This is a genomic window from Bacillus sp. LR--39, from assembly GCF_053613335.1.
Genome location: NZ_JBSIOT010000001.1, coordinates 1,897,470 through 1,919,683, shown reverse-complemented (window position 1 = coordinate 1,919,683; position 22,214 = coordinate 1,897,470). Strand labels below are relative to the sequence as shown.

Here is a 22,214-nt window from a genome sequence, read left to right as displayed (position 1 = left end):
CAGTTTGCGGAAGGAGGCAACAGGGTTGAATACAATAAAAAGCCAGTGGAAAGACATTGTAACGAACAAGAAACTGTTAATCCCCATCATTGCCATATTATTCGTTCCGCTGATCTACAGCGGAGTGTTTTTGAAGGCGTACTGGGACCCGTACGGCACGGTGGATCAGCTGCCGGTTGTCGTTGTCAACCAGGATAAAGGGGCGGACTACGAAGGGAAACATCTTCAGATCGGTGACGATCTTGTGAAAGAGTTAAAGAAAAATGATAATTTTGATTGGCATTTTTCAAACGATCTTGATCAATCGTTAAAGGACTTATTAAATGCTAAATATTATTTATTGGTCGAGATTCCTGAAGATTTTTCTAAAAACGCCAGCACGGTAATGGATAAAAATCCGAAGAAGCTGGATCTGAAATATCATACGAATGCCGGATCAAACTATGTCGGCGCGACAATCGGCGAAAAGGCGATCGACAAGCTGAAAGCCTCCGTGTCGAAAGAAGTGACGGAGCAATACGCAAAAGTCATTTTTGACAATTTTAAAGATATTGCCAAAGGACTCGGCAAAGCCAGCAGCGGCGCCAAGAAAATAGACGACGGCACGAAAAACGCGAAAGACGGCAGCGCCAAGCTGAAGGAAAATTTAGCGAAGCTTACTGAAAGCACCGCCACCATCGGCGATAAAACGCAGCAGCTTGCAGACGGAGCGGCGAAAGTGACAAGCGGAATTCAAACGCTTGACAGCTCTATCGCAAAACTTCAGAGCGCAAGCGCCGAAATTCAAGATAAATCAGGACAGATTGCTTCAGGAGGAGGCCAAGTGGCCAGCGGGCTGAAAACGAGCCTTGACGCACAAAAGCAGCTCCAGCAAAAGCTTCCGGATTTAACGAATGGATTAAGCGCGTTAAACAGCAAGGCGCAGGAAGTGTCGCAAAAAGCGGCGGCATTTGAAGATGCGATCAATTCAGTCAACCTCTCAGATATTGAAAAAGCGGTTGGCGAGCTTGAGCAGACTGAAAAGGAATTGCAGCAGTTTAAGAAAAAGCTTTCTGATCTGAAAAACAGCCTGGATGCCCGGGATGACGCGGTCAAAAAGGTGATTAAGGACAGTGATTTCTTAACGGATGAGCAAAAAGCGAAACTTGTTCAGCTTCTGAATGAGAAGCTTCCGAAGGCCGACCTTCCGGATTTAGACAATATCGTCAGCCAGCTTCCGTCCGGCGGAGATATCCAGCTTCCGGATATGTCAGTCATAAAAAGCGCGCTGGCAGATGTAAAAGCGAAGGCTGATCAGCTGAAAGCACTGCCTCAGTCCACATCGAAACTGTATAACGGCGCGGCGGCGGTACAAGACGCGATTAACCAGCTGACGGCCGGAACTGATAAATTGTACAGCGGAGCGCAGACCGTCTTTGAAAGCCAAAACAAATTGACGGCCGGTATCGGCGAATACAACAGCAAGTTCGGACAGCTCAAATCAGGATCAGAAGCGTTAGTGTCAGGGAGCGGCCAGGTGTCTGGCGGCTTAACGAAACTGCTGGACGCGCAAAACAAAATCCATGATGGCTCGTCCAAAATTGAGCAGGGTCAAGCGTCTCTCGGCACCGGTTTAAGCAAGCTTTTAGACGGCACCGGACAATTGTCCAGCCAGCTGAAAGATGCGGCTGATCAAACCGGGGATATTAAGACAGATGACAAAACGTACAGCATGTTTGCCGATCCGGTAAAAACGGACGATAACGCGATTCATTCCGTGCCTAACTACGGTACCGGACTGACGCCTTATATTCTCTCTATGGGCTTGTATGTCGGCGGATTGATGCTGACGGTCGTATTCCCTCTGAGTGAAGCTTCAGGGCGTCCGAGAAACGGTTTTGAATGGTTCCTCAGCAAATTCAGCGTCATTCTGCTCGTCGGACTGATTCAATCCGTTATTGTCGCCACGGTTCTGTTAAAAGGAATCGGGCTTGATGTGGAGAGCACTTGGAGATTCTATCTCTTTACGATGATTACCAGCATCGCGTTCCTGTCCATGATTCAATTATTGGCGACAACGATGGGAAATCCGGGACGCTTTATCGCTGTCATCATTCTGGTGCTCCAGCTCGGGGCAAGCGGAGGAACCTTCCCGCTTGAACTCCTGCCGGGATTCTATCAAGTGATTCACGGGGCACTGCCGATGACTTACAGCATCAACGGGTTCCGCGCCGTCATTTCAAATGGCGATTACGGCTATATGTGGCAGCAGGCATCCATTCTGTTGGGCATCGCCGTTGTCATGATCGCGCTGACCATCGTGTATTTTACGGTGCAAAGCAAAAAAGAACACAAAACGGAAGAAGAAATAACAGCATAAGAAAAAGAGGCTCTGAGCAGATGCTCAGGGCCTCTTTTTTTAGATTTCGATCGTCGTACCATTAAAATCCCCATCTCACCAACAGTCCGGTATACGTCAATCCGCCGCCGAACCCGAATAATACCAGCGTCTGGCCTTCCGACAGTTTTTTTGCTTTCACAGCTTCATCCAAAGCGAGAATAATAGAAACCGATGAGGTGTTGCCGTAATATTCAACGCTTGTCAATGTCCGTTCAAGCGGGAAGGGCAGTTTTTCGCAGATGGATTCGATCATCCGCATGTTGGCGCTGTGAGGAACGAACCAATCCAGATCGTCTTTTGAAAAGCCGGCTTTTTCTAAAAGGGCATTGCATTCCTCAGGCACGGTTCTGGCCGCCCATTTATATACTTCGCGCCCGTTTTGCACCATGTTTCCTCCGCCTTTAAGCGGCTCGCCGTTTAATTCTGCGCTCAGTCCCGTGCGATACAGCACGTCCGCACTTCCTCCCGCTGTTCCTTGCACGGCTGCCAAAAAGCCCGGCGCTGATTCATCGCGTTCCACCAATAGGGCGCCTGCAGCGTCTCCGAAAAGAACGCAGGTCGTCCGGTCAGTATAATCTGTTACCTTTGATAATGTTTCACCGGCAATGACAATCACTTTTTGATGGGAACCGGCAGTAATTAATGCGTCTGCGAGCTGAAGGCCGTAAGTGAGTCCGGCGCATGTGGCGTTAATATCAAGCGCCCCTGTGTGCGGCCAGCCGAAGTAAGCCTGCACGCGTGCCGCGGTGCTTGGAAACGCATAGTCCGCCGTCGTTGTGGCGACAAGGATCATATCGACATCATCAAGAGTTCCGCTGTATCGTTCTGCAAGGTTTTTCACCGCTTCCACACACAAATCCGATGTGAATTCATGTTCGCCGGCAATGCGTCTTTCCTTCATACCGGTGCGCTGGACGATCCATTCATCAGATGTATCGACGATGCGCTCCAAATCCGCGTTTGTTAATCGGCGTGCCGGAGCATATGTACCGATTGCTGTAATTTTAGATTTTGACATGAAAAAATCACTCCTTTATATCAGATTATAACACCTGATATTATTACTTGGTACTAATTTTAATAAAAAAACCCAAGCAGCATCCGCTGTTTGGGGAGCATGAGAATCTATTTGTAAAACGGGCTTGTGTGAACGATTACCAATGACGGCAGCGGCAGCATGAATGATGATGCTTCTTTTTGTCTTTCTTCTTTTTGTCTTTCTTCTTTTTACAAGGGTCTTCTTTTTTCTTTTTACAGTGATCTTTTTCTTTTTTACAGCCCCAGAAGGCTGCACCAGACCAATCATCCTCAAACCAATCCTCAAACCAATCATTATGAAATCTTTTCCGCTTGTGCGGTTTACGGCTGATCATACATTTCCCTCCTATGCTCATGCTCCCTTCATTCTATGAAAAAAGAGAAGGAAAAGATTGGACGGGTTGTGGATCAAAAGAGTATATTTTAAGAAGAATAAAATTGATAGGAGGAATGACCTGTGGAAAATATGAAACATACGATGGAACTGATTAAAGAATTGGTGTCGATTCCGAGTCCGACGGGTAATACATACGAGGTTATCGCCTATACAGAAAGTCTTTTAAAAGAATGGGGCGTCTCCTCTTACAGAAGCCGCAAAGGCGGTCTTTTTGTCACAATTCCCGGCCGTGATGACAAGAAACACAGATTGCTGACGGCGCATGTCGATACGCTCGGCGCGATGGTAAAGGAGATAAAGGCGGACGGCCGGCTGAAGATTGACTTGATCGGCGGCTTCCGATATAACTCGATTGAAGGGGAATATTGCGAGATCCAAACTTCTTCCGGCAAAACCTATACAGGCACCATCTTAATGCATCAGACTTCAGTGCACGTCTACAAGGACGCCGGCAAGGCAGAGCGGAATCAGGAGAATATGGAAGTCCGCCTTGATGAGCCTGTCCGGACGAAGGAAGAGACGTCTGATCTCGGCATCAGGGTCGGCGATTTCATCTCATTTGACCCGCGTGTGCAGATTACGCCGAGCGGCTTTATTAAGTCTAGGCATCTTGATGACAAAGCGAGCGTGGCTCTGCTCTTGAATTTAATCCGCCGCATCACGGAAGAGAAAATCGAACTTCCGTATACGACGCATTTTCTGATTTCTAATAATGAAGAAATCGGCTACGGCGGCAATTCCAACATTCCTCCTGAGACCGTCGAATACTTGGCTGTTGATATGGGAGCGATCGGCGACGGCCAGTCTACGGATGAATATACCGTCTCCATTTGCGTGAAGGATGCGAGCGGCCCGTACCATTATCAGCTCAGAAAACATCTGGCCGGGCTTGCGGAGCGCTATGGCATTGATTACCAGCTTGATATTTATCCGTATTACGGTTCTGATGCCTCAGCAGCCATCCGTTCGGGCCATGACATCGTTCACGGGCTGATCGGCCCGGGAATTGACGCTTCACACGCTTTTGAACGCACGCATGAGTTATCGCTTCTTAATACGGCGAAGCTTTTGCACCGGTACGTTCTATCGCCGATGGCATAAAAAACCCTGCGCGGAAATCATTCCGTGCAGGGTTTTCATTTTAACCTGAGATGGTTGTGTTTTGTTCTGTTTTGGCGAGGCTCATGACCTTCGCGCCTTTAACGGGATCATACTGGCCTTCCCATTTTGACATCACAACGGATGCCAGCGCGTTTCCGGTCAGATTGACGACCGTACGGGCCATGTCCATAATCCGGTCAACACCGGCGATGAATGCAAGGCCTTCTGCAGGAATGTTGAATGCGCCTAATGTCGCAAGCAGGACGACGAAAGAAGTCCCGGGCACGGCAGCCATTCCTTTGGAAGTGACCATCAAGACAAGCACAAGGGTAATCTGCTGCCAAATGGACAAGTCAATGTGGTATACCTGAGCGAGGAATAAAGCGGCGATTGATTGGTACAGCACAGATCCGTCTAAGTTAAAGGTATATCCGATCGGCACAACAAAGGAAACAATACCTTTCGGACAGCCGATTTTCTCCATTTTTTCCATAACGCGGGGGAGTACGGTTTCGGAGCTTGACGTACTGAACGCTAATAAAATTTCATCCTTCATATAGGCGAGGAATTTGAAAATGTTTACTCCGGCAAGCTTTCCGACGATTCCGAATACAACAATGAGAAAGAAAGCCAAAGCTACATATACTAAACCGACCAGTTTACCGAGTGAAAGCAGGGAACTGAGCCCAAATTTGGAAACGGTAACACCAATCAATGCAAAAACACCAAACGGCGCAACTTTCATGACGAGGTTCACAACATGGAACATCGCATGAGAAACACCTTCAAAGAAGGCCAAGACAGGCTTTCCTTTTTCACCGATTGCCGAGATGCCGAGTGCAAACAGCACGGTAAAGCAGATGATGGCAAGCAGATCTCCTTCGGCTAATGATTGGAAGAAGTTTGTCGGTACGATATGCAGGAATGTGTCTGCGATAGATTTGTTATTTTGTTCTTTTTCTGTTTCAACATATTGACTGATATCTGTCTTTTGAGCTTCATGTATATTAACGCCTGTTCCCGGATGAAACAGATTCGCCAAAGCCAGCCCGAGAATAATGGCAAAAGTGGTAATGATCTCAAAATACAAAATCGTTTTGAAGCCTAATTTTCCGACTTGTTTTCCGCTTCCCGCACCGGCAACGCCGATGATTAAGCTGGAGACGACAATTGGAATCACTATCATTTTGATTAAGCGTAAAAACAAATCGCCGATAGGCTGTAAATATGTTGGAATGGCGGGATTGCCGTACCAGATGACACCGACTACAACCCCTAGTATGAGTCCGACGAAGATTTGCGTCGCTAGTCCAAAGCGTAATTTTTTCATAGATTACCTCCCGAAGAAAAAAGTGCAATAAGTATCTAAAAAGATAGCTATTAGAACAAATTATAATAGAAAAGAAAACAATCCGTCTATAGAAAAATATAGATTGAAAATACTGAATCTTTTAAAACGTACAGATAATTGCTAATAATGGTGAATAACGCCCTATTCAGAAAGTATGATGACGGCCGAAAAAACGGGCGCCGCACAACTTAGAATTGTGCGGCGCCCTATTGTCACATATCCTTAATTTTCAAGCAGTCATTGCACAGATTAATGTGACACTCATACTGCTCAACAATCTCATTTCCGCATTCTTCGCATTTCTTACCGGGTAAATTTCTGAAAAAATCCGACATCTTTTCCAACATACCCATCCCTCTTTCATTATTTTGTCTCTACATTGTATTATAACAGTTTTGGAAAATCAACGGCTGTTTTGGCACAATGTTTAAAACATGCAATTTGTACGAAAAATAGGTATATTGGAGGAAAGGATCTTTTTATCATAAACATTCGGAGGATTATATGAAAGTTACAGTCATTGGATGCTGCGGCGGATATCCGGCCGCAAACGAAGCAACTTCAGGCTATCTGTTTCAGTCCGGCGGCTATTCTCTGCTCGTCGATTGCGGAAGCGCCGTATTATCAAAGCTATTTGCCTATGTTCCGGCAGAAGAGCTTGATGCCGTCATTTTGTCCCATTATCACCATGATCATATCGCTGATATCGGGCCGCTTCAATTTGCCAAACAGGTCGGCTCCTTTCTCGGAAAAGGGACGCATGCACTGCCGATTTACGGGCATGATGCTGATATAGAACAGTTTGAGCGTCTTACATATAAAACGCATACAAAGGGAGTGGCCTATCAGCCGGACCGCCCGCTTTCTGCAGGGCCGTTCACCATTACCTTTCTGAAAACGGTGCATCCGGTCACTTGTTATGCGATGCGGATTACTGACGGTTCAGCTTCTGTTGTGTATACGGCTGATTCAAGCTACCAGGACGCGTTTATCCCGTTTGCGGAAAATGCCGATCTGCTGATCTGCGAGTGCAATTTTTACGCAGACCAGGACGGCACGTCAGCCGGCCATATGAACAGTTTGGAAGCCGGACGTATCGCGAAGGAGGCCGGAGCGGGGGAGCTGATTCTCACGCATCTGCCTCATTTCGGCGAGCACCGGAAGCTGAAAGAAGAAGCGGAATCCGTGTTCGGGGGCGAAGTGACAATCGCCGCTTCCGGATTGAAGTGGGAGAAATAAAGGAGGAGCACCATGTTATTTATCGACAACCAAAACATAACCGATCCGAGGATCAACCTCGCGATCGAGGAATATTGCGTGAAGCATCTCGACCCTGAACAGACTTACCTGCTGTTTTATGTCAATCAGCCGTCGATTATCATCGGGAAGAACCAAAACACAATAGAAGAAATCAATACGAAATACGTAGAAGATAACGGAATTATCGTCGTCCGCAGGCTGTCAGGAGGCGGTGCGGTTTACCATGACCTCGGGAATCTGAATTTCAGTTTTATCACCAAGGATGACGGCGACAGCTTTCACAATTTTAAAAAATTCACCGAACCCGTTATTCAGGCGCTGCGCCAGCTCGGTGTAGAAGCTGAATTAAGCGGCCGAAACGACATCGTCGCGGACGGCAGAAAAATTTCCGGCAACGCTCAATTTTCGACGAAAGGGCGTATTTTCAGCCACGGAACATTAATGCTGGATTCCGCCATTGATCATGTTGTGTCAGCCTTGAAAGTGAAAAAAGACAAAATCGAATCAAAAGGCATTAAGTCAATCAGAAGCCGTGTCGCCAACATCAGCGAGTTTCTTGATGACAAAATGACGGCGGACGAATTCAAAAAGCATCTGCTTCACCATATTTTTAATACAAATGATCTTTCCGAAGTGCCGGAATATAAACTGACCGATGAAGACTGGAAAGCGATCCGGAAGATTTCCGAAGAGCGCTATCAAAACTGGGACTGGAATTTCGGCAGGTCGCCCGCATTTAATCTTCAGCATTCGAAACGTTATCCGGTCGGATCGATTGATCTGCGTCTTGAAGTGAAAAAAGGAATCATTCAGGACTGCAAAATTTTCGGTGATTTCTTCGGTGCGAAAGATGTGAGTGAAGTCGAACAGGCGCTGACCGGAAAACAGTATGACAGAACCGCTATCAAGGAGGCGCTGGCCGGAATCGATCTGAAACAGTATTTCGGCAAAATAGAGCTGGAAGATTTCCTCGAGCTGATTTATTAGAACATTTGCCGAACGCATGATTTGAATCAGCGCCCGTTTTTGTGAAATGATAGAACCATAATGAATGGGGAGGGATCATGATGAAAGTATTTCTCATCGGAGCAAACGGACAGATCGGACAGCGGCTGACCGGGCTTTTTCAAAAAGACGGCACGCATACGCTGCGGGCGATGGTCCGGAAACAAGAGCAGAAAGAAGCGCTTCAAGCCGCGGGAACAGAAGCCGTTCTTGCAGATTTGGAAGGAAGCACAGAAGACATCGCGAAAGCCGCTGAAGGCTGTGACGCGATTGTGTTTACCGCCGGATCAGGGGGAAGCACCGGATACGATAAGACGCTTTTGATTGATCTTGACGGAGCGGCGAAAGCGATAGAAGCGGCAAAGAAAGCCGGCATCAAGCGGTTCATTATGGTAAGCGCCCTGCAGGCTCATAACCGCGGCAATTGGAATGAAGCGCTGAAGCCGTATTATGCCGCAAAGCATTATGCGGATAAAATTCTTGAAGCGAGCGGTCTGACGTATACGATTATCCGGCCGGGCGGGTTATTAAATGATCCCGGCACGGGAAATATCAAAGCCGCGGCCGATTTAGAAAGAGGCTCCATTTCAAGAGACGATGTCGCCAAGACCGTTATCGCATCCCTTGATGAACCGAATACGTATGAAAAAGCGTTCGATCTGACAGCGGGCAGCACGCCGGTCAGTGAAGCGCTGAAACAATTATAGTTTCCGGTTTTACGGCACTCGGGGCTTTTTGCCCTTGAGTGTTTTTCTATATTTTTCTATAATAAAAGTGAACGTTTATTCCGGATAAATGAATGACTATTCATTCATTACTTTTTTAAAGGGGTGGGAAAATGAATCTGGTTTCCAAATTGGAAGAAACGGCATCGCAGAAACCGGAAAAACCAGCTTGTCTGTTTCAAGATCAGTACATGACGTATGAGGAGCTGGCAGGTAAAATCAAAGCATTTGCAAACGGCTTGGAGGACAGGGGACTGAAAAAAGGGGATCATCTCGCGCTGCTGCTCGGAAATACGCCTGATTTTGTTATTGCGTTTTTCGGCGCGTTAAAAGCGGGAATTGTCGTCATACCTGTTAATCCGGCATATACACCTTCAGAAATCGCATACATGTTGAAAAACGGCGATGTCAAAGCGATCGCCGGCATCGACCTTTTAATTCCCGTATTTGAAAGCCTGCACGGCTCGCTGCCGCTGCTGGAGCATATCATTATCAGCCAGACAGCAGAGAACGCTCCATCGACAGAAGACCCTCAATTGCGCTTAAAAATGACAACGTTTGCAAAAATGCTCCGCCCGGCGGAGCGCAGCAGAACTTATCCGACATTGTCCAAAGATGATACTGCCGTCATTTTATACACCTCAGGGACGACCGGAAAACCGAAAGGCGCCATGCTCACCCATCAGAATCTTTTCTCCAATGCAAATGATGTCGCCGGATACTTAGGAATGAATGAGAAAGACAAAATTGTGGCGGCATTGCCGATGTTTCACGTTTTTTGTTTAACCGTTTGTATGAATGCGCCTCTGATGAGCGGAGCGTGTGTCTTAATCGAGTCGCAATTCAGCCCGGCTTCTGTGTTTAAACTGATTAAAAGCCGTCAGGCAACCATTTTTGCCGGCGTACCGACGATGTATAACTATCTGTATCAATACGAGCACGGCAAGGCGGAGGATTTTGCGTCCGTCAGACTGTGCATTTCAGGCGGGGCCTCCATGCCGGTCGCTCTGTTGCAGACGTTTGAACAAACCTTTGACGTCACCATTCTGGAGGGGTACGGACTTTCTGAAGCGTCGCCGGTTACTTGTTTTAATCCGTTTGACCGGGGGAGAAAGCCCGGCTCGATCGGGACGAATATTTTACATGTCGAAAATAAAGTCGTCGATACACTCGGACGCGAATTGCCCGACCATCAAGTGGGAGAATTGATCGTGAAAGGGCCGAATGTAATGAAAGGCTATTACAAGATGCCCGAGGAGACGGAGCACGCGCTGAAAGACGGCTGGCTGTACACGGGTGATTTGGCGAAGCGCGATGAAGACGGTTATTTTTATATCGTCGACAGAAAAAAAGATATGATTCTCGTCGGCGGATACAACGTCTATCCGCGCGAAGTAGAAGAAGTGCTCTACAGCCATGAGGGCATTAAAGAAGCCGTGGTCATCGGCGTTCCTGACGCCAAAACGGGGGAAGCGGTGCATGCTTATATAGTGCCTGGGGACGGTGAGCTGACAGAGCAGGCGGTTTTTGATTACTGTGAAACACATTTGGCAAAATATAAACGGCCGGCGGAAGTGGTTTTTCTTGATGAGATTCCGAAGAACGCGACCGGGAAGCTGCTGAGACGGGCGGTCCGGGACATGCTTCCGAAATGACGGACGAAAAGCGAAGCCGGGGGGCTTCGCTTTTACATGCTGATCCGGTCAGCTCTGCGATTCTTCCTTAATGATGCTTTGCACAAGCTTCGTATCATGCCGGGTCAGTTTGTAATACGTGTTTTTATACTTGTACATCATATAATTGCCGCTTTCGAGCCACATGCTGAATGAATCAAAACGGTCTTCATGGTATTTGACCGTTCCGTCGTAATCGGGAGATACGCTTTTGGTCAGTTTGACTTGTTTTCCTTGGTTCAAGATATCGAGCATATCTTTTACATTCTGCCTGTCTTTAATTTTGATTTCTTTTTTTCCGTGCTCAGACAGAATAATCAGATCTGCGTTGCTTGATGGAAACACATCGCCGGTCCGGCTGTATACATAGAAGAAAGCAATAACCAAAAGGGCGATTACTACAATAAACGCGATTATTTTTTTCATATTCATCACTCCGTCTTTTAGTCTTTCCCGCTTCCTGTTGTTCCATTCTTTTCTGTTGTGAAAAGATTAACATCCGTTTCGGAGGCTTGGTTCTATTTATTTGCATTTATGCTTACAATAGGAGTAAGTCATAAGGCTAAGGAGGGAGACTTCCATGCGCAAATGGATAGCGGCAGCGGGGCTTGCCTATGTGCTGTACGGCCTTTTTTTCTATTGGTATTTCTTTATGACAGGAGACTCCGCCGTCCCGGAGGCCGTAAAGGGAACGAAAGCCGATCCGTCCTCGTTTATGGACCCGGGCCGCCTGGCAGCCGCTGAAAACTTTTCAAATGTAAAAGATTTTTTATTTTTCATCGGAGCGCCGTTAGATTGGTTTTTATTTTTTCTGCTGCTCATTACGGGGCTTGCCAAAAAAATAAAGCATTGGCTCGAAGCAGCGGTGCGCTTTCGGGTGCTGCAAATTGTAAGCTTCGTATTTGTGATTTCACTCATCGTTACGGCGGCTTCGCTTCCGCTTGAGTGGATCGGATATCGGGTTTCGCTTGCGTATCATATTTCGACGCAGACAACAGCAAGCTGGATAAGAGACCATGTCGTTGATTTCTGGATCAGTTTTCCGCTGTTTGCCGTGTGTGTGCTTGTGTTTTACTGGCTGATCACAAAGCATACAAAAAAATGGTGGTTTTACGCTTGGTGTCTTACTGTGCCGTTTACCCTGTTTTTGTTTTTCCTGCAGCCGGTCGTGATTGATCCTTTATACAATGATTTCTATCCGCTGAAAGACAAGGAGCTGGAAAGCAAAATTTTGTCGCTTGCCGACAAGGCCGACATTCCGGCCAGCCATGTTTATGAAGTCAATATGTCGGAGAAAACGAATGCGCTGAATGCGTATGTGACGGGAATCGGTTCGAATAAGCGAATCGTTTTGTGGGATACGACGCTTAACAAACTGAAGGATCGGGAAATTTTGTTCATTATGGGGCATGAGATGGGGCACTATGTGATGAAGCACGTGTACATCGGACTGGCCGGGTATCTGCTGCTGTCATTAGCCGGGTTCTATATCATTGACAAGCTTTATAAGCGGCTGTCCAAATTCTTCGGCCGAATGCTTCATATAAAGGGGCCTGAAGATCTGGCCGCCCTCCCGCTGTTATTGCTGCTCATATCCGTTCTCAGTTTTGCTTCTGATCAAATTACGAATGCCGTCTCCAGGTATCAGGAAAACGCCGCCGACCGCTACGGCATTGAGCTGACCGGAAACCGGGAAGCGGCGATTGAGACGTTTCAGGACTTGGCCGATACGGGACTGAGCCGGGTCAACCCGCCGTTTCTCGTCAAAATTTTCAGAGGGAGCCACCCATCGATCATGGAGCGGATTGAACATGCGGAGGAAGAAAAATAATAAAAAAACCGGCGGGGCCATGGCCGACGCCGGTTTTTTTATGTTTTACTGAGCTGCCGCCTGTACGTTGATCAGCCCTTTTCCGTAGTAGAAAGCATCACCAAGTTTTGTAGTGGTGTTTTCTAAACTGCTGCGGACTTGAGTGTTTGTCCAGTTCGGGTGCTTAGAAAGAATCAAAGCAGCCGCTCCGGCAACGTGCGGAGATGCCATTGACGTACCATTGTACGCGCCGTATTTGTTTCCAGGAAGCGTACTTTGGATAGAAACGCCTGGTGCCATGACATCAAGCTCAGAACCTACGCTTGAGAAAGATGCTCTTTGGTTGCTGCTGTTAACAGCGCCTACCGCAATGACAGAAGGGTATTTACCAGGGTAGCCCACTGTGCTAGAGCCGCCGGAAGTGCCTTCGTTACCGGCTGCCGCAACCACTACGACGCCGGAAGCAACGGCTTTGTCAACTGCCGCTTTTAACGCTGCAGAACCAGAAGGTCCGCCGAGGCTCATGTTAATAACGTCCATATTGTTTGCGATCGCCCACTCAATTCCGTTAATGATCCAGCTGTACTGGCCGGAACCGTCAGCGCCGAGAACTTTTACCGCGTAAAGAGATGCGCTTGGCGCAACGCCTAATACACCGACTGAGTTATTAAGAGCTGCAACTGTACCGGCAACGTGAGTTCCGTGAGAGTTTCTGTCTTGGAAAGGATTTGTTTCAGAAGGAACCATGCTGGCTCCGCCTGCTACCTTTAAATCAGGATGAGAAGAATCGATACCGCTGTCGATAACCGCTACTTTAACATTTGATCCGGTGAAGCCTTGAGAGTGCAGAGCAGGGGCTTTAATCTGTGATACGCCGTAAGGCACGGACTGCGCGTACGCTTGTGCAACGTGATCTTCTTCAACGTAAGCGACGCTAGGGTCTTTTTTCAGCTCTTTTACAGCTTTTTCATTTAATGTAGCTGAAGCTGCGTCTACATATTTGAATTGCTTTTGCACTTTCCCGCCTTTTTCAGAAATGACATCTTTTTTCTTGGCGGCGCTCATCGTGCTCATTGTCTGCTTAAATCCGACAATATATTTCTTTTCCCCGTTTGATTTCCCTGCAGCCTGGGCAGAAGTCGTGCTGCCGAACGCCATCGTAAAGATTAACGCTAAAGCAAACAGCAAACTGATCCATACCTTTTTGCCTCTCACTCTTTATCCACTCCTTTTTTCATTTGCAGAATAACCAATAGACAGATTATTCTGTGGATTAATTGTATAGTATGGAATAATATTTTAGTAGACCCAATTTTTTTCAGTTTGTTTTATTTCTATTTAGGTATATCATCTCTCTTTCGTTTAATAGGAACCCGAAATATTTAAATTTTAATGGAAAAAACCGATGGAAGGACATGAGTATTTGTACACAGCCGCAAACGCTCTCTTGTTTACTGGGTCGAACGGTTTGATTCCATTTTTGGAAGCTGAGGCAAAAACAGGATAAATGTCACCTTTTGTTGAATGCAGAAGTCTGATGGAAACGAAAGCGGAATGAAATAAAGCGGCCGGCATGAATCAGTCTTTGGCTTTCTTGACGGAGAAAAGCTGTGAAACCATTTTATAAAAATAATGATAATGAATATCATTGATACTTATATTGTCAATGATATAATTGCGGAAAAACGAAAGAGGGGGAACAGATGAAACCAATTTTCAGTATGCTGATGATCTTATCCGTTCTCTTCATAACGGCATGCTCAGAACAGGAACATGAAACCGCCGTCAGGCACGATCTGGGGACGGCGCATGTGGCTGCGCACCCGCAGCGCATCGCCGTATTGAATGAGGGCTTTATTGACACCCTCCATGACCTCGGCATAAAGCCGGCGGCCGCGGCGGATAACCGGAAAGAGCGAAACGACGGCAGTCCGTCCGTCGGGCCCCCGTCACATCCCGATTTGAAAAAGGTCACTTCGTTAAAACCCGATCTCATCATTGCAGACTCAAGCCTGCACAGGGGGATATACCATGAGCTGACAAAGATCGCTCCGACAATCGCTTTGAAAAATGAAGCTGCGGATTATCAGGATGCGGTTGATGCTGCCCTTACCATTGAAAAGGCGGTCGGTAAAGAGGGCATCATAGAGAAACAATTGTCGGCTCAGGAAGAAAAGCTGAATGACATCAAAAGAAAGCTGGATGCAGAAGGCGGCACGATTTTATTAATTGACGCTGCAAATGGCAGCATTTCCGTAAAGGATGATCAGTTTTTTACGTCCCGGCTTTTGGCGCTCGCAGGGTTTACATATGCGGTCCAGACGGATTCCGGCGGGAAATCAGACTCTATCAAAATGACGCCCGGGCAGCTTTTGCATATCGATCCTGATTACATCGTACTGCTGGACGGTGAGAAAGAACTCGAAAAAAATCACCTTTGGAAACAGCTGACTGCCGTAAAAAACGGCCGCGTTTACCGCGCGGACAGGGCGGTATGGACGGAGCGCCGGAGCATTGACGGTGCGGACGCCATATTACATGATCTGCAGAAAAAAATGCTCGCTAAAAAGGCCCAAAACTGAATTCGGGCCTTTTTGTTATGATTCTGATAGGTGGCTGCTTACATTGTAATCTTTGACGCGCCACTTATTTTCAATTCGTTCGATATTGCTCAGGCACGCATTGACAAGCTTAGCGTTTTGTATGTCGGTATCACCGTCAGAAATGGCGGACAAGAGGGCGTGAATGGCTGCGCCGTGAGCGACGATCAGTACTTTTTGCTCAGGAAACCGCTCCTGAACTTTCACTAAACCGGCAAGCATTCTGTCTGTCAGCTCTTCTGCGGTCTCCATGTTCGGGTAGTTTTTATCCGGGTAGCGCTTCGACCGTTCCGGTAAAGACATTCCTTCCGCATCACCGTAGCTCCGTTCTCTGAAATCTTCCATGACGACAATGGGAAGATTCAAAAACCCGTTAATAATGTCAGCTGTTTTTCTGGCCCGTTTCATCGGGCTTGAGACGATGACATCCCATTCAGACCCCTTTAAGTACTCTCCTGTTTCTTTCGCCTGACGCTCTCCCGTCGCATTTAACGGAATATCCGATTTGCCTTGAAGCTTCTTTTGGGCATTCCAATCAGTCTCTCCATGTCTTACTAAACAAACGGCAGTCATAAAGTCTCCACTCCGATCATTTTTTATCGATATCATCTATTATACTGCCGTTACGTTAACACTTCAAAGAGAAGCGCCAGTCCGACTCCGCCTCCGCTGCCGATCGCTGCTGCTGCATAGCGGGCATCAGGGCGTCTTTTTGCTTCATAAAAAAGCCGGGTGACAAGCGCCGCCCCGGAAGCCCCGTACGGATGCCCGACGGCCAGAGCGCCGCCCCGGACATTTATTTTAGAATACGGCACTTGAAGCTGCTGTGAAAAAACGCATATTTTGACGGCAAACGCCTCGTTGATTTCGTATATATCAATATCATCCGGTGACAGGTCCCGTTCCTTCAAAAGCTTTTTGACGGCATAAACCGGAGCTGCTGACGGATAATGCGGATGGACGCCGCTTACCGCGCTTCCGATAAAACGCAATCCCGGCTTTAAACCGAGAGATCGCGCTTTTTGTTCTTCCATCACACAAACTGCCGCCGCCCCGTCAGAAATTCCGCAGCTGTTGGCGGCGGTTACAGAGCCTCCGGACTGAAAGACGGGTTTGGCGCGGGCGATGAGAGGCGCCATGTTCCGCTTTTTCAGCATGTTTTCGTCAGCGGCGAATCCGTGGCAGGGGAGAATTTCCCGGCGGTACAAGCCGTCTTCGTGTGCTTTGACGCTCCGTTCATAGCTGAGAAGGGCATATTCGTCCTGCATCTTTCTCGTTACGCCGTAAGCCTGTGCCGTATACTCGGCCGCTATGCCCATATCAGGATCGCCGATGTGTTCAGGAGAAAAGCGCGCCCGGGATGAGAAAGGGGAACGGCTGCTGCTCTCCGCTCCTCCCGCGATGTATGTGCTCCCCGCGCCGGCTTTAACAAAGTGGCACGCGATTCTCACGGCGTCCAATCCGGAACCGCACTGCCTGTCGATGGCCGTACCGGACACGCTCAAAGGAAGCCCGGCGGCCAAGGCTGACAGCCGGGCGAGGTTCCCGCCGCGGCCCGTCGCGTTTCCGATCAGGACTTCATCAATGTCTTCGGGCATGTTCCGGCTCAAATGTCGGATCAGCGGAGCTGCCAAATCTTCGGGGAGACAGTCTTTTAACAGGCCGTTTTCCCGGGCGAAAATCGTCCGCTTCGCATCCGTAATTACAGCTTCCATTCCATCATGTCCTTTGCCTGCTTTTGTACGGCGGCACGGGCGATCTTTCCGCCGGCTGTTTCCGGTATTTCTGAAAACAGCCATTTTTTCGGGATTTTATATGCTGCCAGCTGCTCGCGGCACTGTTTCTTCAGTTCCTTTACATTTGCATGTCCGTCGATCACCGCAACGGCGATGCTGCCCCAATAATCATCAGGAATGCCGATGACGGCCGCTTTTCTGACGCCCGGACAGCGGTTGAGCACACGTTCTATCTCTTCCGGGAATACATTCAGGCCGCCTGATACGATCATCCCGTTTTCACGTCCTTCGATATAAAGATAGCCTTCATGATCGATATATCCCATGTCATCAACCGTCATCCAGCCGGAATCATCAGGTTTTGCGCCGTTGATGTATCCGGAAAATTTCATCGGGCTGTTCACGAAAATCTTCCCCGTTTCGCCCGGCATGCAGCGTTCTCCTCCGGGGCGGCGGATTTCGATTGTAACATTTTCAAACGGACGGCCCGCCGCGTCAGGCTTCCGGGCGCTGTCTTCAGGCGATAAGAACGCCACGAAACTCAGCTCAGACGTTCCGTAAAAATCGTACAGCCGCAAATGGGGATAGCGCTCTGACAGCGCTTGTTTTGATGAAGCGGGCCAGTCTGCACCGGAAGAAATCACCTTGAGCGGTGTATCGGGAAACGCCTCTAGTGAGAGCAGGGCGTCTGTCATTGTCGGAACGGTATATAGAACGTCAGCTTGTCTGAGCCGGTCTTTCATTCCGGCCGGATTGAATTTTCTTTGAAGGATGACGGTTCCGCCGATAAACAAAGTGCTGACGGCGCCGTATAAAAAGTGTGACGATCGAAGTGTGCCCGGTACCAGCACTTTGTCATCAGGGGAAATGCCGAATTCACGTTTCGTACAAGAAAAGCTCTCCAGCCACGAACGGTGAGAGCGGGTGAAGGCTTTCGGCTTACCGGTCGATCCCGAGGTGAATCCGGTATAAAAGGGCAGGCCGGCGTTTTTGATCAAAGCGCCTTCCGTTTTTTCCGCCTCGATCAAAGGCCTGCATTCATCCCACAGGATGACAGGCGTTTTGACGCCGTCCAGTCTGCCGCTCAGCCGGCGGTCACAGATGACGAGGTCGGTTTTGCTGATGTTCAGCTGATCCGCGAGTTCCGCCGCTGCCGAGCGGGGATCTAACGGAACCGCCGTGCAGCCGGCATGCGCCGCCCCTGCGAAAAGTTGTAAAAAAGGGATGCCGTTCGGCAGTAATATTGCAATGTTTTCCGGCTTACCTGAAAGGCTGCCAAGCCAGTTTGCGGTTTGGTTTACCAGCCTGTTCCAAGTTTGATAGGTGATCTGTTCTGTTTCTGTCTGAATTGCGATCTGTTCCGGCGCTTGTCCGGCTGTATCTGAATATGATGATGTAATCATGATGACTAAAATCAGCTTCCTTTCGTCGGCAAAAGCCGGCTAGCTTGAAGAGTTTTTCTGATTCTTACGGCTGCGAATGAGGCTGCGGCCGCTTTAAGCAGATCTCCGGGCACATAGATGAGGCTGAGCTTTACGGCAGTTAAGATATCAATGTGCATTATAAAAGCCTGAACGGGAATGCCGATGACATACAAAAACAGCACGCCGAACAAGAACTGTCTGATAAACAAATGGGGGACAGCAGCTGAGCGAAGGCCTTGGATGCTGAGGCTCAGCAGTAATGCCGCCAGCGGATATGCGATGAGATATCCGGCGCTCGGCCCGAAAAAAACCCCGAACCCGCCTCTGCCGCCTGAAAGGAGAGGCGCTCCGCATGCCACAATCAGCAAAAACAGCAATTGGCTTAAAAACGCCGCTTTCGGTTTTAGGATGCTTCCCGATAAGAGCACACCGATCGTCTGGAGCGTAATCGGAACCGGCGTAAAGGATAAGAAAAGCGGCGGGAGCAGTCCCAAAAGTCCCATAATGGCGGTAAACACGGCAATATGCATCATTTCTGTCAATTTCATTATGTATTCCTCCAGCTTATCAAAATATGTTTATACAATAAAGCGAGTCTTTATATATGTCAACTCTATTATATTTTGAGTTAACATTAAAAAGACCGGCCCTTTATGAAAAAGGCCGGTCGGTTTATCTTTATTCTTCTGTAAGGATAACAAGTGAATCAACGGATGATGCAACGTGGGATACGGCGCGGCTGACTTCTTGAAGACCGCCGAGAAAGGCCTGCAAATCAACGTCGATTTTGCCTGTCTGGTCTTTGCTCGTTTTCATGCTTTGGACGATGTCATCAAACAGACGGTTGATCTGCGCCATTTTTTCTTTCGTTTCACTTACAAGTCCGTTTACATCTTTAATATGTTTGGACACGATGTCGATTTGTGTATTGGTATTGTTCACGAGCTCTGATACGGTGGAAACGGTTTTTTTCGTATCCTCTGAAAGCTTTCTTACCTCCGTCGCGACAACGGCGAACCCTTTGCCGTGCTCACCGGCTCTCGCAGATTCTATTGAGGCGTTGAGTGACAGGAGATTCGTTTGCTCGGCGATCCCCGTCACGATGCCGAAGATTTTTTCGATCTGCTGGGCGATGTCATTCAGCTTGTCCATTTCTTCTTCAATCTGCAGAAGGCTGGCGTCGATTTTATTCATCTGCTTCTGCTGGCTTTCAAGTTCTTTTTTCCCGCCGATTGATTTTTCTTCGACATGTACGGAAGTGACGGTGCCGGCTTTTGACGCCTCGGAAATGCCCTCGGATTTGTCGACCAGCTCCTGCACGGCTCTGCTCGTTTCTGAAAACAAATCAGCGAGTGATCCGGATGTTTCCTGGATTTTTTGATGAAGACGGGCTTTCTTTTCCTCTTGTTCGTCACGCTGGCAGTTATATTCGCTCTGGAATGCTTCAAGGACGAGCTGCTGTTCAAGATTCAATATTTTCGTCGTCGCTTTGATCGCTTTTAAAAGCTCATGCAAATCCGGGATTGCTGCTTCATATATGTTCATCATCGACAGAAGCAGATCCTGAAACGCTCCCATATACCATTTCGGTTCAAGGCCGATCCGCAAGTGGATGGAAGCGATGCGCTGTCTTTTTTCAATGAATTCATCATCAATCGTGCCGGCAAACATCTCATGGATATGACGCCGTAATGTTTTTTTCAGGCGCTCGACCGTGCTGTGGTCGTTAATGATCGTCATTAATGATTTTTCGTGATCTAGATTTCGGTAAAAGGAATCGACGATTGTTGAGATATGTTCTTTAATTAACGGCTGCAGCTCTTCAAGCACATGAAGTTCTTCGTTTCCGAGCCTGACCATTTTCAGCTGTTTTTGGACATCTGCATATTGATTTGAAAGCGCGATGCGTTTTTTTCCATCGGCTTCTGAAAAATAAGCTGTTTCTTTTTTGCGGTCTTTTTTAAATAACAATATAAGTTCCCCCAGATATTCTCTTTTTCTTTTTATCGGTATGGAAGGAACTTGAATGAAGGAATCTGATAAAAATATTTTAATGCAGAAAAAAATAAAACCATTCGTACAGAATGGTTTAGTCAATCTTGGCTGAGGCGCTTCAGCGGCTTGATGGCGGGACCTTCGGCAACCCCGCCGTCAGGTGTGAACCGGGACCCGTGACAAGGACAGTCCCACGTCCGTTCGCCATCATTCCATTCGACCTCACAGCCCAAATGGGTGCATGTCGTATCGACAAGATGCAGACAGCCTTTTTCATCTTTATAGGCGCCGGCCCGTTTGCCGTTTACCGTTACGATTTTTCCCTCCCCGGGCCGAAGAGTCTCAGGTGAAGCGCCCGGCCTCTCAAGTTTGCCCGAGATAAGGTGTTTGGCCACGTCGGCATTATAAGAAATCAGTTTTTTCAGTCCCGGATCTGCGTGGAAGCGTGACGGAATAAACAGGCCGGAGAACGGGTTCTTTTTGTTTTGAATATGATCAGACAAAAGCTTCGCCGCGAGCGCTGAGCTTGTCATGCCCCATTTTTTAAAACCGGTCGCCGCCAAAATATGTTCTTCATCGCCTGAGATGGGACCGATGAACGGAATTTTGTCTATGGTGACAAGGTCTTGTGCAGACCAATGATATGGGATGCTTTCAACCCCGATTGTGTTTTCCGCAAATTGTTTCAGCGCTTCGTAATGCTCGGACATTTCTTTTCCTTGGCCTGTTTTGTGGCTTTCGCCGCCGACAAGAACCAGTTTTTCACCGTTCAAATCGGTGTATCGCAGTGATCTGGACGGCTTGTCTATGCTGAGATACATCCCGTCCGGATACGCTTGTTTCGGTTTTACCGCGAGTACGTAGGATCTGCTGGCATACATTCTGGCGGCGTAAAGCCCCCCTCCGTCATAAAAAGGAAAGTGGGAAGAGCAGACAATGTAGCTGCACTTGATGCCGTGTCTGTTTTTCGTGACCACTTCCGGCTGCGGTTCTTTTTTTATGTCGATCGCAGCCGTCTGTTCAAAAATCCGCGCCCCGTTTTTAACGATCTCTTTGACGAGCGCCGCACCATATAAAAGCGGATGGAATTGCGCCTGATTCTTCATGGCGAGACCGAGCCTGCAATCAACGGGGACGGGAAGTTCTTTCACAAGCTCGTGTTCAATGCCGAGCTTGGTATAAGCTTCCTGCTCGCTGCGGATTTTTTTGGCGCCTGATTCTGTATTGGTGTAAAGATATGCGTCTTGTTCAGCCAGTCTGCATTCAATCGAAAGGTCCTGCATAATCTGCTTCATGTCTTCCATGGCGCGGAGATGGGCTTCGAAATACAGCCTTGCGCTGGTCAGGCCGATCTGCTGAATAAGATCGGCATAGATGAAATCATGCTGGGCGGTGATTTTTGCGGTCGTTCCCGCGGTCGTCCCGTTTAAAATCCGGTCTGCTTCAATGACAGCGACACGGAAACCTCTTTTCGTCAGTTCGTATGCCGTTGTCAGGCCCGTAATTCCTCCGCCGATAACCGCAACGTCACATTCCGTATCTTCAGTGAGGGCGGGAAAGGAAGGAATGTCAGCTGTTGCTTTCCAATAGGAAGCCGGTTCCTCGTTTGAAAAAGTAGTCAATTCAGATTTACCTCCTCTGTTGTATATTCTTAATTTTTCCAATAAGACTCTATTCATACATGAAATTCGTATAAGATGCTCAAATTACTCATAATAT

The 22,214-nt window shown here is 48.0% G+C and carries 20 protein-coding genes and 1 pseudogene; 8 read left to right on the top strand and 13 right to left on the bottom strand.

Features of this window, described 5'->3' with window-relative positions; translation table 11 throughout:
• Positions 1-25: 25 nt before the first annotated feature.
• Positions 26-2,359: a YhgE/Pip domain-containing protein gene (locus ACWHAR_RS09200; RefSeq protein ID WP_014304734.1), complete on the top strand. Its 2,334-nt coding sequence runs from the start codon at positions 26-28 to the stop codon at positions 2,357-2,359.
• A gap of 61 nt (positions 2,360-2,420) precedes the next feature.
• On the opposite strand, the gene fabHB is transcribed toward ACWHAR_RS09200, so the two are convergent.
• Both fabHB and ACWHAR_RS09190 read right to left on the bottom strand, forming a co-directional pair.
• Complete coding sequence (gene fabHB, locus ACWHAR_RS09195; protein ID WP_003155217.1) at positions 2,421-3,398, bottom strand: beta-ketoacyl-ACP synthase III FabHB; 978 nt, start codon at positions 3,396-3,398, stop codon at positions 2,421-2,423.
• Between the two features lie 136 nt (positions 3,399-3,534).
• Positions 3,535-3,753: a hypothetical protein gene (locus ACWHAR_RS09190; RefSeq protein ID WP_032874353.1), complete on the bottom strand. Its 219-nt coding sequence runs from the start codon at positions 3,751-3,753 to the stop codon at positions 3,535-3,537.
• 131 nt (positions 3,754-3,884) lie between these two features.
• Here ACWHAR_RS09190 and ACWHAR_RS09185 point away from each other — a divergent pair, with 131 nt between their 5' ends.
• Positions 3,885-4,916: a M42 family metallopeptidase gene (locus tag ACWHAR_RS09185; RefSeq protein ID WP_228549691.1), complete on the top strand. Its 1,032-nt coding sequence runs from the start codon at positions 3,885-3,887 to the stop codon at positions 4,914-4,916.
• Between the two features lie 40 nt (positions 4,917-4,956).
• On the opposite strand, the gene ACWHAR_RS09180 is transcribed toward ACWHAR_RS09185, so the two are convergent.
• Positions 4,957-6,246, bottom strand: coding sequence for a cation:dicarboxylate symporter family transporter (locus tag ACWHAR_RS09180; RefSeq protein ID WP_003155211.1), 1,290 nt, complete (start codon positions 6,244-6,246; stop codon positions 4,957-4,959).
• A 233-nt stretch (positions 6,247-6,479) separates the two neighbouring features.
• Positions 6,480-6,602 carry a protein YhfH gene (gene yhfH / locus ACWHAR_RS09175; protein WP_370465857.1) on the bottom strand — a complete coding sequence of 41 codons (123 nt, stop codon included), beginning with the start codon at positions 6,600-6,602 and terminating at the stop codon, positions 6,480-6,482.
• Positions 6,603-6,771: 169 nt separating this feature from the next.
• Here yhfH and ACWHAR_RS09170 point away from each other — a divergent pair, with 169 nt between their 5' ends.
• From ACWHAR_RS09170 to ACWHAR_RS09155, 4 genes are all read left to right on the top strand, one after another.
• On the top strand, positions 6,772-7,506 hold the full coding sequence (locus ACWHAR_RS09170) for an MBL fold metallo-hydrolase (protein WP_032874357.1): 735 nt from the start codon (positions 6,772-6,774) through the stop codon (positions 7,504-7,506).
• Positions 7,507-7,518: 12 nt separating this feature from the next.
• Entirely contained in the window at positions 7,519-8,514 is a 996-nt protein-coding gene (lplJ, locus tag ACWHAR_RS09165; protein WP_007409204.1) for a lipoate--protein ligase LplJ, read from the top strand.
• An 80-nt stretch (positions 8,515-8,594) separates the two neighbouring features.
• Positions 8,595-9,239: an SDR family oxidoreductase gene (locus ACWHAR_RS09160; protein ID WP_032874359.1), complete on the top strand. Its 645-nt coding sequence runs from the start codon at positions 8,595-8,597 to the stop codon at positions 9,237-9,239.
• A 131-nt stretch (positions 9,240-9,370) separates the two neighbouring features.
• Positions 9,371-10,912, top strand: a complete 1,542-nt coding sequence (locus ACWHAR_RS09155; RefSeq protein WP_032874361.1) for a fatty acid--CoA ligase family protein — start codon at positions 9,371-9,373, stop codon at positions 10,910-10,912.
• Positions 10,913-10,960: 48 nt separating this feature from the next.
• Here the strand turns inward: ACWHAR_RS09155 and ACWHAR_RS09150 are convergent, their stop codons facing one another.
• Entirely contained in the window at positions 10,961-11,356 is a 396-nt protein-coding gene (locus ACWHAR_RS09150; RefSeq protein WP_003155199.1) for a hypothetical protein, read from the bottom strand.
• 154 nt (positions 11,357-11,510) lie between these two features.
• On the opposite strand from ACWHAR_RS09150, the gene ACWHAR_RS09145 reads away from it, so the two are divergent.
• Positions 11,511-12,761, top strand: a complete 1,251-nt coding sequence (locus ACWHAR_RS09145) for a M48 family metallopeptidase (RefSeq protein WP_032874363.1) — start codon at positions 11,511-11,513, stop codon at positions 12,759-12,761.
• A gap of 45 nt (positions 12,762-12,806) precedes the next feature.
• On the opposite strand, the gene ACWHAR_RS09140 is transcribed toward ACWHAR_RS09145, so the two are convergent.
• Complete coding sequence (locus ACWHAR_RS09140; protein ID WP_032874368.1) at positions 12,807-13,955, bottom strand: S8 family peptidase; 1,149 nt, start codon at positions 13,953-13,955, stop codon at positions 12,807-12,809.
• Between the two features lie 488 nt (positions 13,956-14,443).
• Here ACWHAR_RS09140 and ACWHAR_RS09135 point away from each other — a divergent pair, with 488 nt between their 5' ends.
• Positions 14,444-15,322: an ABC transporter substrate-binding protein gene (locus ACWHAR_RS09135; protein ID WP_032874372.1), complete on the top strand. Its 879-nt coding sequence runs from the start codon at positions 14,444-14,446 to the stop codon at positions 15,320-15,322.
• 15 nt (positions 15,323-15,337) lie between these two features.
• Here ACWHAR_RS09135 and ACWHAR_RS09130 read toward each other — a convergent pair whose 3' ends face one another.
• The 7 genes and pseudogenes from ACWHAR_RS09130 to ACWHAR_RS09100 form a co-directional block, all read right to left on the bottom strand.
• Positions 15,338-15,913, bottom strand: a complete 576-nt coding sequence (locus ACWHAR_RS09130) for a histidine phosphatase family protein (protein WP_007610462.1) — start codon at positions 15,911-15,913, stop codon at positions 15,338-15,340.
• A 50-nt stretch (positions 15,914-15,963) separates the two neighbouring features.
• On the bottom strand, positions 15,964-17,055 hold the full coding sequence (locus ACWHAR_RS09125; protein WP_032874374.1) for an acetyl-CoA C-acyltransferase: 1,092 nt from the start codon (positions 17,053-17,055) through the stop codon (positions 15,964-15,966).
• Positions 17,043-18,479, bottom strand: a complete 1,437-nt coding sequence (locus ACWHAR_RS09120) for an acyl-CoA synthetase (protein WP_032874376.1) — start codon at positions 18,477-18,479, stop codon at positions 17,043-17,045. Before ACWHAR_RS09120 ends, ACWHAR_RS09125 begins: the two co-directional genes overlap by 13 nt.
• A gap of 11 nt (positions 18,480-18,490) precedes the next feature.
• Positions 18,491-19,048 (bottom strand): biotin transporter BioY, encoded by a 558-nt coding sequence (locus ACWHAR_RS09115; protein ID WP_014304743.1) that lies wholly within the window; start codon positions 19,046-19,048, stop codon positions 18,491-18,493.
• Between the two features lie 130 nt (positions 19,049-19,178).
• Positions 19,179-19,694: a methyl-accepting chemotaxis protein gene (locus ACWHAR_RS09110; protein ID WP_369878811.1), complete on the bottom strand. Its 516-nt coding sequence runs from the start codon at positions 19,692-19,694 to the stop codon at positions 19,179-19,181.
• Between the two features lie 243 nt (positions 19,695-19,937).
• Positions 19,938-20,471: pseudogene (locus ACWHAR_RS09105) on the bottom strand (protoglobin domain-containing protein); the annotation flags it as partial.
• A gap of 122 nt (positions 20,472-20,593) precedes the next feature.
• A complete protein-coding gene (locus ACWHAR_RS09100) occupies positions 20,594-22,117 on the bottom strand; it encodes an FAD-dependent oxidoreductase (protein WP_032874378.1) in 1,524 nt (507 codons plus the stop codon).
• Positions 22,118-22,214: the final 97 nt, after the last annotated feature.

What these genes read in the sequence shown, in the direction of transcription:
- ACWHAR_RS09125 (WP_032874374.1), bottom strand. Translation starts at nt 17,055, where the DNA reads ATGGAAGCTGTAATTACGGATGCGAAGCGGACGATTTTCGCCCGGGAA.
- ACWHAR_RS09180 (WP_003155211.1), bottom strand. Translation starts at nt 6,246, where the DNA reads ATGAAAAAATTACGCTTTGGACTAGCGACGCAAATCTTCGTCGGACTC.
- ACWHAR_RS09170 (WP_032874357.1), top strand. Translation starts at nt 6,772, where the DNA reads ATGAAAGTTACAGTCATTGGATGCTGCGGCGGATATCCGGCCGCAAAC.
- ACWHAR_RS09130 (WP_007610462.1), bottom strand. Translation starts at nt 15,913, where the DNA reads ATGACTGCCGTTTGTTTAGTAAGACATGGAGAGACTGATTGGAATGCC.
- ACWHAR_RS09190 (WP_032874353.1), bottom strand. Translation starts at nt 3,753, where the DNA reads ATGATCAGCCGTAAACCGCACAAGCGGAAAAGATTTCATAATGATTGG.
- ACWHAR_RS09120 (WP_032874376.1), bottom strand. Translation starts at nt 18,479, where the DNA reads ATGATTACATCATCATATTCAGATACAGCCGGACAAGCGCCGGAACAG.
- ACWHAR_RS09160 (WP_032874359.1), top strand. Translation starts at nt 8,595, where the DNA reads ATGAAAGTATTTCTCATCGGAGCAAACGGACAGATCGGACAGCGGCTG.
- ACWHAR_RS09115 (WP_014304743.1), bottom strand. Translation starts at nt 19,048, where the DNA reads ATGAAATTGACAGAAATGATGCATATTGCCGTGTTTACCGCCATTATG.
- lplJ (WP_007409204.1), top strand. Translation starts at nt 7,519, where the DNA reads ATGTTATTTATCGACAACCAAAACATAACCGATCCGAGGATCAACCTC.
- yhfH (WP_370465857.1), bottom strand. Translation starts at nt 6,602, where the DNA reads ATGTCGGATTTTTTCAGAAATTTACCCGGTAAGAAATGCGAAGAATGC.
- ACWHAR_RS09135 (WP_032874372.1), top strand. Translation starts at nt 14,444, where the DNA reads ATGAAACCAATTTTCAGTATGCTGATGATCTTATCCGTTCTCTTCATA.
- ACWHAR_RS09150 (WP_003155199.1), bottom strand. Translation starts at nt 11,356, where the DNA reads ATGAAAAAAATAATCGCGTTTATTGTAGTAATCGCCCTTTTGGTTATT.
- ACWHAR_RS09185 (WP_228549691.1), top strand. Translation starts at nt 3,885, where the DNA reads ATGAAACATACGATGGAACTGATTAAAGAATTGGTGTCGATTCCGAGT.
- ACWHAR_RS09145 (WP_032874363.1), top strand. Translation starts at nt 11,511, where the DNA reads ATGCGCAAATGGATAGCGGCAGCGGGGCTTGCCTATGTGCTGTACGGC.
- ACWHAR_RS09155 (WP_032874361.1), top strand. Translation starts at nt 9,371, where the DNA reads ATGAATCTGGTTTCCAAATTGGAAGAAACGGCATCGCAGAAACCGGAA.
- fabHB (WP_003155217.1), bottom strand. Translation starts at nt 3,398, where the DNA reads ATGTCAAAATCTAAAATTACAGCAATCGGTACATATGCTCCGGCACGC.
- ACWHAR_RS09110 (WP_369878811.1), bottom strand. Translation starts at nt 19,694, where the DNA reads ATGAATAAAATCGACGCCAGCCTTCTGCAGATTGAAGAAGAAATGGAC.